This window comes from Bacillus sp. Bvel1, assembly GCF_014872755.1.
GTDB classification, from domain to species: Bacteria; Bacillota; Bacilli; order Bacillales; family Bacillaceae; genus Bacillus; species Bacillus velezensis.
On the sequence record NZ_JAAOBZ010000004.1, the window covers coordinates 299,103 to 311,921 of the forward strand.

Sequence of the window (12,819 nt, forward strand, 5' to 3'; positions counted from 1 at the left end):
TTTTTGAAAAAAGCGATCATATTGATAACTGGCCTTTTGCTATTGATGTATAACGGGCAGGCGGCCGCGGCCCGGGAGCTGAAAACGGACGGTTCCGCCCTCGGAACAAGCGCCGGCGCAAAAGAGCAGCAGGCGCTGACTGGCGATCTGATGACACTGTACGGGGCGAAAGACAGCTCAGAGCTGACCTATCAGATTCCTGCGGGAGCTTCGAATGCCGATCAGTCGCTTCTGATTGATTACGAGGCGTCAAACTTATTAATTGCCCCGTCTTCTTTAACCATCGCCATTGATGATGAACCCGTCAAATCCATAAAGCTTGACGGCAGCTCCAAGCGGAAAACGGTGAAGCTCAATCTCAGCAAAAGCCAATCCGCCCAAGGCTATCACAATGTATCATTACGATTTTACGGCGTATTAAAAGAGGGCGTCTGCGTCAGGCAGGATACGTCAGGCAACTGGATAAAAATTTATCCGGACAGCCGCCTTGTGCTTTCAGAAGCAAGCAAGTCAAAGGGAGCGGATCTCGGCCATTTCCCGTATCCGTTTGCCCAATCAGGCAATACGGGTGAAGAAACCGATATTATCCTTCCTGACAAACCGACCTCGGCGGAAGCTGAAGCCGCAGTCAAAACAGAAGGATTTCTGAAAACGGCAGACAGCAGGCTGAAGGTATCCTATGTAAAAGAATCCGATGCCGGCAAAATCAGCAATCCGTCAATTGTCATCGGCGCTGATCAGCATTGGAACGGGAAAATAAAAGAGCTTTTCGAACGGGGGAACTTCAAAGCGGAAGACAACAAACTCCTTCTCGCCGAACGGGTTCTGACATCAGGGGACAAACGGCAGCCCGTCCTGTTTGTCACGGCGCACTCAGACAAAACGCTGGCGGATAAAATCCGCGTCATCACAGACAGCGCTTATTCAAGCCAGCTGGGCGGAGATACTTTGACAATCGGCCGCCTTCAGCCCGCTGCGGAAAAGACAGGCAATAAACTGACATTAGAGGACTTCGGCGCGGGAAATGTAACGGTCGGATCAAACAAAACGGCGTCAGAGCACTTCTTTTACCCTGCGGCGGCCGCTGTTGATAAAGACGGTAAGGTCAAGCTTTCACTTACATTAAAGACGTCGGAATCGATCCGGACGAAGGCGGATTCAGCTAATGACGCCGAGAGAGCGGAGCTGAACGTCATGATCAACGGACAGCCGAATGCGGTGCGCCTTGATGATCTCGGCAATCAAGATAAAGATGGCTTTTACCACGTCTCAATCCCGATTGATCCGAAGCTTTTGCGAAGCAGCAGGTACATTGATCTGCAATTTGTCACATCAGGTTTGAAACATAACAACCCGTGTATCGACCGTGACGAAAATAAATGGGTCTATATTGATAAAAGCAGCATGCTGACGTATCCGGTAAGTGATGCGGCGCAGAAAGCGGATTTCGGGCAATGGCCGCTCCCGTTTGCGGGCGGCGTGAAAGAGAAAACAGTGATCGTCATCCCGGATAATGTAAACATACAGACACTGAAAGAACTTTCTCTGGTGGCGGATTCATTCGGAAACGGCTTTACCGTAAAGACGGCATCAGACATGAAGGAAGCGGATGCCAAAGGCCGGAATGTTGTGTTTATCGGAGGCCTGCCGCAAATTCCGCTTTTGAAATCAAACGCCTCTAAGCTTCTCGTGCCGTCAGACCGCAGCGGCGCGTACGATGTTTCTCCGTTTCAGATGCTGAATGAGACAACGAAACAAGTCGCGTTTACCCAGGAATCACCTTGGGACTCCGGCCGAAGCATCGCTGTTTTTGCTCCGTTATCAGGCAGCGGCGCGTCTGTCACAAAAGAGCTGATCAGCTTTTTAGACAGCACAAGCGATGCCGCAACCGTCGTCAACGAAACGGCCGGCAAGCAGCTGTTTTCAAACCATCAGCAAATCAAATCCGACGACAGCAGTCCATCGCCTGATACGAAAAGCCGTTCCGCAGCACTGAACGTCACGTATATCGCTGTTTTCGCGGCGCTTATAATTATTGCGGCCGGTCTGATCTGGCTGACGGCAAGAAGGAAAAAAAGAAAAGCGGACAATGAAAAAAGTGAAGAGTAATGAAGGAAAAAGAGGCCGTTAACAGGCCTCTTTTTTTGTATTTTTATTTCCATTTTTGGCGGTGATTTTTTTATTTTTGAAACAGCATAAAAGCCCCTTTACAACTGAACGGGACGGGAGTATGATCTCTTTTATAATCTATATCGCTTAATCTGTAATCAGAGCGGGGGAACCAATTTGCGGCGCGTCATGCCGCTTGGGGTGAATCCTTTTTCAGGTAGGGCCAACTCTCATCAGCCCGAATCCGACAGCTAACCTCGTAAGCGTTCATGAGAGGAGATGAATGAAACCTGTGCACGATTATGGCGCAGGGGCATCCGTTTGCCTCTGTGTCTTTTTGCTGTGCCGAAATATGGCATGCAATCGTTATTCAGAGACATCATAGCAGTAAGGGTTTGTAAATCAAACGGAAAATGAAAAAAAGGGGAAGACAAAAAATGTACCATTCAATCAAAAGATTTTTGATTGGGAAACCGCTGAAATCACAGGCGGCCGGAGAGCAGAAACTCACGAAACTCAAGGCGCTCGCCATGCTTTCTTCAGACGCGCTGTCATCAGTTGCTTACGGAACGGAACAGATTCTGATCATTTTGGCTGCGGTAAGCGCGGCCGCGTTTTGGTATTCCATTCCGATCGCAGCGGGTGTTCTCATTTTGCTGCTTGCTTTGATTCTGTCCTACAGACAGATTATTTACGCTTATCCGCAAGGCGGAGGCGCTTATATGGTTTCTAAAGAAAATCTTGGTGAGAAGCCCGGCCTGATTGCGGGCGGCTCATTGCTTGTTGATTATATTCTGACGGTGGCGGTAAGCATTTCTGCCGGAACTGACGCGATTACATCGGCATTTCCGGCTTTGCACCCGTATCATTTGCTCATTGCTGTTTTGCTTGTGATTCTGATTATGATTTTAAATTTGAGAGGGCTGTCAGAGTCGGCGTCCATTTTGGCGTATCCCGTCTATCTGTTTGTGGCGGCGCTTGTCCTTTTGATCGTCGTCGGACTGTTTAAGCTCATGACGGGGCAGGTTCATCCGGCCGAGCATACACCGATCGGCACGCCCGTAGCGGGCATCACGCTGTTTTTGCTGCTGAAGGCCTTTTCATCCGGCTGCTCGGCACTGACCGGTGTGGAAGCCATTTCAAACGCGATCCCGGCCTTTAAAAATCCTCCGGCGAAAAACGCGGCCCGCACTTTGGCCATGATGGGGATTCTGCTGGCGATCTTATTTACGGGGATTACGGTGCTGGCGTACGGCTACGGCACGGGTCCGAAGCCTAACGAGACCGTTATTTCACAAATCGCCGCGGAAACTTTCGGACGCCATACGGTGTATTATTTCATTCAAGGCGTTACATCATTGATTCTTGTGCTTGCGGCGAATACGGGCTTTTCCGCATTTCCGCAGCTGGCGTTTAATTTAGCGCGCGATCAGTATATGCCGAGAATGTTTACGGTACGAGGCGACCGGTTAGGCTTTTCAAACGGCATCATCTTTCTCGGTATCGCGTCCATCCTGCTCATTCTTTTATTCGGCGGCCGCACGGAACATTTAATTCCGCTTTATGCCGTCGGCGTGTTCATTCCGTTTACGCTGTCGCAGACGGGAATGTGCATCAAGTGGATCAGGCAGAAACCGAAGGGCTGGGCGGTAAAAATGCTGATCAACTCATGCGGCGCCGCCATTTCATTTATGGTGCTGTGTATTTTATTCGCGACGAAGTTCAATCTTGTCTGGCCGGTGCTGTTATTCATGCCTGCTGTCGTCATGCTGTTTTTCGTCATTAAAAATCACTACACCGCGGTCGGCGAACAGCTGCGGGTCGTTGATCAGCAGCCTGAGGAAATCAAGGGAACCGTCGTCATCGTGCCTGTCGCCGGTGTCACCACCGTCGTCCAAAAATCGATTCAGTATGCGAAATCATTATCGGATCAGGTCATTGCGGTTCATGTTTCCTTTGACAGAGAACACGAAAAAAAGGTGGAAAAGCGCTGGGAAGAGCTTCATAACGGCGTCCGCCTCGTCACCCTGCATTCCTCATACCGCAGTCTGGTTCACCCGTTTGATAAGTTTTTGGAAACGGTCGAACAAAAAGCGAAAAAAGAACAGTTCTCCGTGATGGTGCTGTTTCCGCAATTTATTACGAAAAAACGCTGGCAGACCATCCTTCACAACCAATCAGCCTTCTTGCTCCGCGTCCGGCTGTTTTGGAAGAAGGACATCATTGTCGCCACCCTGCCGTATCATTTTAAAAAGTAACGGCAAAGACCGCAGGCTGAAATGCCGCGGTCTTTTTTGTAAAGGAGGACGACATGGCACAAGGCGCGTTTGTCATCATACAAAATGAGGGGCGGGAGATATTGCTCGTAAATCGAAAAGATATTCCCTTATGGGATTTGCCCGGGGGCAGGGTCGCAGAAGGTGAAATACCTGAAGCCGCAGCCGTCAGAGAGGCCTTCGAAGAAACCGGTTATAACGTGACCATTCTGCATAAAGCGGGTGAGTATGAAAGGCCGGCATTTGAAGATACACAGCATGTATTCATCGGAGCCATTACCGGAGGAACACCGCTGATGAACGGATCGGAAACCGCCGATTTACGCTGGTTTTCCCAAAACCGGCTGCCGCTGTTCATGGTGCCGAACAGAAAACGGCAAATAAAAGACGGACTCAATGGGGCGGCAAATCGTAAGGCAGTCCTTAAAGACCGAAATCTGTTATCCATCCTTGATCGGCTGAGAAAAAAGCTGAGAGTATAGCCCGTGTTTCAACCCGTATGAAAAAGGGGATGAATACAGGTAAAAGGAGGATGCAGTATGCCAAGTAAAACAGCAGGACACGTAATGACGGAGCTGCTTGAACAATGGGGAGTCGGTCATATATACGGCATTCCCGGAGACAGCATTAATGAATTTATCGAAGAACTGAGACATGAACGAAATAACCTGACATTCATCCAAACCCGGCACGAAGAAGTCGCAGCCCTGGCTGCCGCGGCTGAGGCAAAACTGACCGGGCAGATCGGTGTCTGCCTTTCAATCGCAGGACCGGGGGCCGTTCATCTGCTGAACGGTTTATACGACGCCAAAGCGGACGGCGTTCCGGTGCTGGCGATTGCGGGACAGGTGGCTTCCGATGAAATCGGCCGTGACAGCTTTCAGGAAATCAAATTAGAGCAGATGTTTGAGGACGTGGCGGTATTCAACCAGCAGGTACATACGGCAGAAGCGCTGCCCGATCTTCTGAATCAGGCGATCCGCACGGCTTACAGCAAAAAAGGCGTTGCCGTTTTAACCGTTTCTGATGATTTATTCGCGCAAAAAATCAAACGGGAGCCGGTTTACACATCGCCGATATACCTCAAAGCCGATATAGAGCCGAAAAAAGAACATCTCGTGACATGCGCGCAATATATTAACAACGCAAAAAAACCGGTCATTCTCGCCGGCCAAGGGTTAAAATCAGCAAAAGAGGAGCTGCTCGCATTCGCCGATAAAGCGGCCGCTCCGATTGTGATCACCCTTCCGGCAAAAGGCGTCGTGCCTGACAGCCATCCCCACTTTCTCGGGAATCTCGGGCAAATCGGCACAAAGCCCGCCTACGAAGCAATGGAGGAATGCGATCTGCTGATCATGCTCGGCACATCGTTCCCGTACAGGGATTATCTCCCGGATGATACGCCCGCCATTCAGCTTGATTCGGATCCGGCGAAAATCGGCAAGCGCTATCCCGTCAATGCGGGAATCGTCAGTGATGCGGCTCTGGGGCTGAAAGAGCTGACGGAATACATTGAATATAAAGAAGACAGAAGATTTTTGGACGCCTGCACCGAGCACATGAAGCATTGGTGGAAGGAAATCGAAAAGGATGAAACCGAAGCGACTCATCCGCTCAAGCCGCAGCAGGTCATTGCCCGGCTTCAGGATGCGGCCGCAGAGGACGCCGTCCTGTCAGTGGATGTCGGAACGGTTACAGTGTGGATGGCCCGCCATTTTAAAATGAAGAAGCAGGACTTTATCGTCTCAAGCTGGCTCGCCACAATGGGATGCGGGCTTCCGGGAGCGATTGCCGCAAGCCTTGCCGAACCTGATCGGCAGTCCATCGCCATTTGCGGAGACGGCGGATTTTCAATGGTGATGCAGGATCTGCCGACGGCTGTTAAATATAAACTGCCGATTACGGTTGTCATATTAAACAACGAAAATTTAGGCATGATTGAATATGAACAGCGGGTCAAAGGCAACATTGACTACGTCACCCAGCTGCAAAATATGGATTACGCCGCCTTTGCAGAAAGCTGCGGGGCAAAAGGCATCAAAGTGACGAAACACGAGGAATTGGCTCCCGCTTTTCATGAAGCGCTCAACTCAAATGAGCCGGTCGTCATCGACGCCGTCATCGGCGACGAGCCGCCGCTTCCGGGAAAAATCACTTACGGCCAAGCGAAGGGCTTCAGCAAATACATGCTGAAAAACTTCTTTGAAAACCAAAAAATCGAAATGCCGTCACTCAAGAAAAGCTTAAAACGGCTGTTTTAAGAAGCCGGTGGTTATAAAAAAATTAACAGGCAGCATGCCTGTTAATTTTTTTAGGCTTTCTTATTGATGATTATTTCTTTACTGCCCCCCTTCCATGGTAAGGAAGTGGTCAGCAGTTTGACCCGCTTGGAAGCTTAGAGGACGGGAACCGTAACCGAAAGTATATCGTATTAAAATCTCCGGAAACGGTAAAGGAGGTCGTAAAATTCGCAGCTGGCGAGCGATGGCTGATCAAAAAACTCGTGATGGATCAGCGCGGTTTCATCTGAAGAACAGCCAGAGAGCGGTCACAACAGCGATCATAAAGTAATCTCCATCTTTCAGTTTAGTTCCATTTTTGACAAACACATGTGCCGTCCGGTTCGTCTTTGTCCCTTTCGGAGTTTTAAGCGCAATGTTCTTCCCTATATTGTAATAAACAATTTTAAACAAATAATATGCCAGCGAACAGAATAAAAAGAGCAACATGAACTTGCCAATAAACAATATCATGTTTCATTACTCCTTTTTGCCGTTTTGCCGTTTGAATATATGACGGAAAAGTCAGGATGTTATATAAAAGGAGAAGTATTTTACCGAGGCTGGTGTTAAACATTAATGAACGGTTCGCCGCAACATCCCCAGATCCGGAACAATTTCAAAACGAAAGAGAAGCCCGAGGATTATTAAAAACAGACCCTAATTTGTCCGCTTTTTTTTGAACATTTGATCCAAGATGAACATAAAGAGAGTGAATAAGAAGGACACCGTAATCATATCTATCAGAGATAGATTAGAGGTTTCTTTTATTAGTAGCAGCCATACCACCTGCAAAACTAAAGAAATAGAAAAATAAGATATATATGTCATGATCCTCATATTTGTTACCCCCTTAGCCTAATTTCTCTTTTGTGATCTTATCCAAATTAGTAAAAAGGATATCCAATCCCGAAAATAAGAAAGTGATGAACAATGAAAGAAGAATTTCTCCACCTTGAAATATAGATATGTTCTCAATGATATGATTGGAAACGTATTGGATTGAGAAGTAAACAGCAGCCCATGCAAAAATGAATTCAAGGATATAGGCTGACCAAGCAGGCAATGTCAAAACATGAGTCATTCCTTTTACAATTGCTGTAAGGATAAGCATATAAACTAAAGCTAAAATACTGACGACGACAGAAAATATGTATAAGTCTGAAAGTGAACCATAGATGATATATTCTCCGAAAAAATGATTTACAGTTATAGCTGCAAAATAAATAACTAGGCTGGGTACAGTTATAGCGAAGAACAGGGAGAATCCAATAAGTATGATGAATGCTGCATGAGCTAAGCGGTTTGGCGGTGTATCCACGATCTCTTTTTTTAATAGAAACATAAAAATAAGAGATGAAATCACAAGGCAGCATAAGAAAGTGAGCAAAACAGTAAAAAAGACAGTCATGTGACATCTCCAATGAAAAAGTGCTATTAGAGTGAATCTAACAGCACTTTGCATTTACTTCATACGTATTTTCCTGACGATCATTTATGAATGATTTTAAAAAGCTTTCATTGCTAAAGTTGTCAAATGAGCGAGGTTTTTAGCCTGGCTGTCAGAAAGTCCGGACTTTTTAAGTGAGAGATAAAGATTCTTTTCCACATCAGTCCAGCTTAAGGCGACATACTCGTTCAGCATTTTCTTTAAAACCGGTTCTATATGTTGATTGAAAACGGATTCGAGTTCATTTCTTATTTTCTTTCCCGCTAATTTTTCAACAAGATTGAATAATTTTGTTTTATTTTTCAGCACCTCTCTGATTGCATCTTTGACTGGTTTTGACACAGATGCATCGCTTTGTGCTTTAAGTCCGTAGGAAAATTGCGTATCAGTCTGATAAAAAAATGATTTTGTCGTTCCAGTGGCATTGGCAGTATTATGATGATTTTCTTTAGCTAAGGATGCGGGGACAAAAGCAGTAGTTACAAGGGCTAAAGATGCGGCAAACAGAATGCCTTTAGCTGCGTGTCTAATGGGAAATCCTCCTTTAGAAATGTAGTGTAGAGAGAAATGAAAGACTATGTATTTAGGCGGGACCTGTATGATCCGCTTTGAACATTTTTCCCTCTCAGATACCATTCTATCAATAGGTATTTTTTGGGTAAATAGGATTTTAATACGATATTTTTCTCGCAATTCAAAATTTTTTTGGCAGGATTTATTTTAGCTGCAGTTTCGTGAAATGAACATGGGCTGGAGCCTGCATGTATAGGCTGATTGAGGCGGAATCACATTATCGGAGCGGTTTTTATAATGCAGGCCAGGCTTAGGTAAAAAAAATAAACAGGCGGCATGCCTGTTTATTTTCGTTTGCGTGAAAGAGCGAAGAAAAACGGGAAGGCGGAACCGGCCAAAAACGTACCGAATAAAAACATGCCTCCGATGAACACATGGTAGTTCACCCCGCCGATCCAAAGCCCCGTGATTAAGGAAACGATACTTAATGCGATCATCACAAAGCCGGGAATCAGACGTTTCTTACCCGTTGTCCGATAAGCAAAAAGAGAACAGAAGATGCCGATGACAATCGGCACAATCCACAGATAAAAAAGGATAAATACTGACATAAGCAAAACTCCGATTTTTCTTCTATCATACCAAAAACGCCCGGAAAAAGATACGAACGGCACCCGGCGTCAAAAGAAAAACCGGCCGCTGACGGCCGGTTTTTTTCTAACGGAATGAATCGTAGATCACAAACAGATTAAGCGCGATCACCAAAACCGCAATCAGCCAGGCGAGAGCCGTCACCCATTTTCGGTTCGTCAGGGCGCCCATCAGGCGTTTGTTGCTTGTAAACATAATCAGCGGCACGAGCGCAAAGGAGATGCCGAATGAAAGAACGACCTGGCTCCATACGAGCGCTTCTGTGGCGTTGACCCCCGAGATAATGATGATCATCGGCGGAATGATGGTAATGAAACGCCGCAAATAAAGCGGGATACGGTAACGGATGAAGCCCTGCATGATAATATCGCCTGACAATGTGCCGACAGAAGAGCTTGAAAGCCCTGCGGCCAGCAGCCCGATCCCGAAGAGAATGGCTGAAGCCGGTCCGATATAGTGGCCGAATTGCTGATAGGCCACGTCTAAATCTTCTACATACAGCCCGTTCTTGAAGAAAAGCGCGGCAGCGACGATGAGCATGCTTGCGTTAATCGCCCCGGCGATCACCATCGCGATGAGAATGTCAATCGTCTCGAATCTAAAAATCTTTTTCCGCTCATTATCCGTTTTTCCGACGACACGGCGCTGTGTCAGTGCGGAATGTAAGTAAATGGCATGCGGCATCACGGTTGCGCCGAGTATCCCGGTTGCCAAGAGCACACTGTCCATTCCGTCAATTTTCGGGATAAACAGCCCTTCGAGAACAGAGCCGGCGTCAGGTTTGGCAAAGAAGGTCTGCAGAGCGAAGGCGATCACCACGACAAACAGAAGTCCGGCGATGCCCGCTTCCAGCGCCCGGTAACCCCGGCGCTGCAGCTCTAAAATCGCGAATGATCCGATCGCCGCGATAATGGCCGCTTCAACCATCGGTATGCCGAACAGCAGGTTGAGCCCGAGCGCCGCCCCGATAAATTCTGCCAGGTCAGTTGCCATAATCACCAGTTCACCCTGTATCCACAGCCCGGCGGATACCCATTTCGGATACCGGTCTCTGGCGATTTCCGGAAGGTTTTTACCCGTGGCAATGCCGAGCTTCGCGGAAAGAACTTGGATTAAAAAAGCCATCAAGTTTGAAAAGAGGATGACCCACAGCAGCATATACCCAAATTTCGAACCAGCTGAGATATTCGTAGCGAAGTTTCCCGGATCAATGTAGGCAATCGCCGCGATAAAGGCTGGGCCTAAGAAAGGCAGAAGCCGCTTGAATCCCTTGCTTTTGCCGTCAAGTGCATCCTGCACGGCTTTTGCTTGCAGTGATTGTGCTGAGATGTCTTTGCTCATTATGTCTCACCTAAATTCCGATAGATTTTTAGCTAAATAACAAAAAGTTTCCTAGATGCAAATTATTTTATCTACATCATAAATCCGCTATTATGAGATGTCAAGTTCTTTATGTTCAATAAACCGGTACATTGATGCCCTGTTTTATCTATGATATGTATCCCGCCGAAGAAAGGTCCGAAAATGAAAACGGCATCGTTCCGGGAAAGAAGCGATGCCGTTCGCAAAGCATGTTTCCGCGTCCGATCATGCGCGGATGCGTTGAGCGTTCTTTTAAAAAGGTGAAAAGAGAACACTTGCTCATATCACTTCACAACTTTCTGTCCGGTGCAACTGATCCTGAGGAAAAGACGCAGTATTTCCTCCGTTTTCCCGGGTAAATAGAATAATAATGTTTCTTTCCATTGGAAGATAAAACCTTTCTGTACCATTCAAATGACCTCCGGAAAAACTCCGGCCGCTCTGAATAAACGTTTGAATCAACGATATATCAGTGATTCCAGTCCAATAAACGGCTGTTATCTATCAAAAAAAGAATCGGCATGGTCACTTGCGAAGAAAAGAAGTTGGAGCATTAGACTTATTTCAGTCTCCCGGGCAAAAAAGTATAATAACGTCAGGAAAGCTTTCCGGCCATATGATAAAAGAGGGGGAATTTTCTTGGTACGTCGTTTGTCGATCATTTCTTTAGCCATGATTTTTGCTGTTTCTTTATTCGCTTTTGGCGGCTCTGCATCAGCAGCAGCTTTCAAACCTAAAGCTGAACCGGACGTTTCCATTTTAGCCAGCGGGGGCACAGTCGGTATTTACGGTGCTAATATGCGCTCATGCTCTAAGGTCAGCTGTTCAACGATCACAACATTCTCAAGCGGTAAAAAAATTACAGGTTCTTGGGTCACCGGAGAATATGTTCAAGGCCACTACACCAATTCCAATAAATGGCTGAAAGTCACGTATGCAGGAGCGACAGGCTACGTTTCAGTCACCACACTATCTTATTATTACGGTTTATAAGCAGAAAAACCTCGTTCTCTTGAGAGCGGGGTTTTTCTATATTCCGATTCAATTTCCGCGTTTCGTTTCATCATCGTGTTTCATCAGCTGATCGATTTCTTCTTTAGAAGCGTTTTTTTTCCACTCTTTCGCCTGACTTGTCGCAATGGGAATAGCCCGTCCTTCTTCATAACCCTCATCTACCATCGCATTCGCGATTTCGATCGCTTTTTTCTTCACAGGTTCCTCGAGATTCTTCAATGATTGCGGATAATCCTTCATAGACCAAGGCATGTCTATCACTCCTTTATGAAAAGTGTTTCCCGCCTGAAGAAAAAGAAAACCGCCTCATCAAAAAGAATGACAGCTATTTTTACGAGAGACCAGCAATTTCCGAATAAAATATAAAGGATAAAGAAGCAAGTACAGATTGAATGCCCACCACATGAGATCAAAATCACCGATAAATACCCAAAAGGCAATCGCTTGCAGGCCTGAACAAAAGGTCAGCACAAGTGATATTAATGCGAAAGGGCGCCATAACGCATGTTTCCGTTTATAAAGAAACAAGCTGTACAGCCCGGTCAATGAAATGAAAATATCTAGGGGAAAGAATGACCAGTTCCAGGCCATTATCATGGCGTTATCATAATCTTTAAACGCCATGTTTTTTGGAATCCACTCAAAAAAAGTAACAATCCAATAAATGATAAATCCAATATCTGTAATGAGGAAGAGAACCTTTAACCCTTTCATCATCTGTTTCTGTCCGCATGAACGCTGATGCCGTTTGATGACGTTTCACTTTCAGAAATAAAGTTTAAGGAAACGACACCGATGATGATCAGAAGAACAGAGACAGCTTTTATGACAGAGAACTGTTCATGAAAGAAAAAAATTCCGATCATGGAAATCAGCACGATCCCCATTCCCGACCAGACCGCATACGCGATGGAGACACTTATATATTTCAAAGTCAAAGTAAGAAAACAAAGGCTGCCGATATAAAACAATAACAATAAAATACTTGGAACAAGTTTTGTAAATCCATTTGATAATTTCATGCTGACCGTACCCAATACTTCAAAAATGATCGCTAAACTTAAATAAATCCATTGCATACAGCATTCTCCTTCAATCGTATTATTCAAAATTATACAATATATAGAATTTGAAGAAAATTAATCAATGGAATGTTTTCCGGATA

The 12,819-nt window shown here is 46.1% G+C and carries 12 protein-coding genes, 1 pseudogene and 1 riboswitch; of the genes and pseudogenes, 5 read left to right on the forward strand and 8 right to left on the reverse strand.

Annotated features, from left to right (window positions below; all coding sequences use genetic code 11):
* Positions 1–3: 3 nt before the first annotated feature.
* From HAP68_RS02045 to HAP68_RS02060, 4 genes are all read left to right on the forward strand, one after another.
* Complete coding sequence (locus tag HAP68_RS02045; protein ID WP_024084900.1) at positions 4–2,109, forward strand: cellulose biosynthesis cyclic di-GMP-binding regulatory protein BcsB; 2,106 nt, start codon at positions 4–6, stop codon at positions 2,107–2,109.
* Between the two features lie 134 nt (positions 2,110–2,243).
* Positions 2,244–2,390, forward strand: a riboswitch (cyclic di-AMP (ydaO/yuaA leader).
* Positions 2,391–2,546: 156 nt separating this feature from the next.
* On the forward strand, positions 2,547–4,367 hold the full coding sequence (locus HAP68_RS02050) for an APC family permease (protein ID WP_003156252.1): 1,821 nt from the start codon (positions 2,547–2,549) through the stop codon (positions 4,365–4,367).
* Positions 4,368–4,420: 53 nt separating this feature from the next.
* Positions 4,421–4,867, forward strand: a complete 447-nt coding sequence (locus HAP68_RS02055; protein ID WP_024084901.1) for an NUDIX hydrolase — start codon at positions 4,421–4,423, stop codon at positions 4,865–4,867.
* A gap of 57 nt (positions 4,868–4,924) precedes the next feature.
* The gene (locus HAP68_RS02060) at positions 4,925–6,646 is read left to right on the forward strand and encodes a pyruvate oxidase (protein WP_024084902.1); all 1,722 of its coding nucleotides are present in this window, start codon (positions 4,925–4,927) and stop codon (positions 6,644–6,646) included.
* A gap of 261 nt (positions 6,647–6,907) precedes the next feature.
* On the opposite strand, the gene HAP68_RS02065 is transcribed toward HAP68_RS02060, so the two are convergent.
* The 5 genes from HAP68_RS02065 to HAP68_RS02085 all read right to left on the reverse strand — a co-directional run bounded on the left by HAP68_RS02065 (position 6,908) and on the right by HAP68_RS02085 (position 10,622).
* Positions 6,908–7,138 (reverse strand): hypothetical protein, encoded by a 231-nt coding sequence (locus HAP68_RS02065; protein ID WP_024084903.1) that lies wholly within the window; start codon positions 7,136–7,138, stop codon positions 6,908–6,910.
* Between the two features lie 379 nt (positions 7,139–7,517).
* The gene (locus HAP68_RS02070; protein ID WP_024084905.1) at positions 7,518–8,075 is read right to left on the reverse strand and encodes a hypothetical protein; all 558 of its coding nucleotides are present in this window, start codon (positions 8,073–8,075) and stop codon (positions 7,518–7,520) included.
* A 96-nt stretch (positions 8,076–8,171) separates the two neighbouring features.
* Complete coding sequence (locus HAP68_RS02075) at positions 8,172–8,807, reverse strand: hypothetical protein (protein WP_223203785.1); 636 nt, start codon at positions 8,805–8,807, stop codon at positions 8,172–8,174.
* A 164-nt stretch (positions 8,808–8,971) separates the two neighbouring features.
* Positions 8,972–9,238 carry a hypothetical protein gene (locus tag HAP68_RS02080; RefSeq protein ID WP_003156241.1) on the reverse strand — a complete coding sequence of 89 codons (267 nt, stop codon included), beginning with the start codon at positions 9,236–9,238 and terminating at the stop codon, positions 8,972–8,974.
* A gap of 106 nt (positions 9,239–9,344) precedes the next feature.
* Positions 9,345–10,622, reverse strand: a complete 1,278-nt coding sequence (locus HAP68_RS02085; RefSeq protein ID WP_088037511.1) for an Nramp family divalent metal transporter — start codon at positions 10,620–10,622, stop codon at positions 9,345–9,347.
* Between the two features lie 657 nt (positions 10,623–11,279).
* Between HAP68_RS02085 and HAP68_RS02090 the strand changes: the two genes are divergently transcribed.
* Positions 11,280–11,633, forward strand: a complete 354-nt coding sequence (locus HAP68_RS02090) for a hypothetical protein (RefSeq protein ID WP_007410203.1) — start codon at positions 11,280–11,282, stop codon at positions 11,631–11,633.
* Positions 11,634–11,690: 57 nt separating this feature from the next.
* Here HAP68_RS02090 and HAP68_RS02095 read toward each other — a convergent pair.
* From HAP68_RS02095 to HAP68_RS02105, 3 genes and pseudogenes are all read right to left on the reverse strand, one after another.
* Positions 11,691–11,906 (reverse strand): annotated as a pseudogene (locus HAP68_RS02095) (DUF2188 domain-containing protein); the annotation flags it as partial.
* Between the two features lie 57 nt (positions 11,907–11,963).
* A complete protein-coding gene (locus tag HAP68_RS02100; protein ID WP_025853738.1) occupies positions 11,964–12,371 on the reverse strand; it encodes a DUF5360 family protein in 408 nt (135 codons plus the stop codon).
* Positions 12,368–12,733, reverse strand: a complete 366-nt coding sequence (locus HAP68_RS02105) for a DMT family transporter (RefSeq protein WP_024084908.1) — start codon at positions 12,731–12,733, stop codon at positions 12,368–12,370. Before HAP68_RS02105 ends, HAP68_RS02100 begins: the two co-directional genes overlap by 4 nt.
* Between the last annotated feature and the right edge of the window lie 86 nt (positions 12,734–12,819).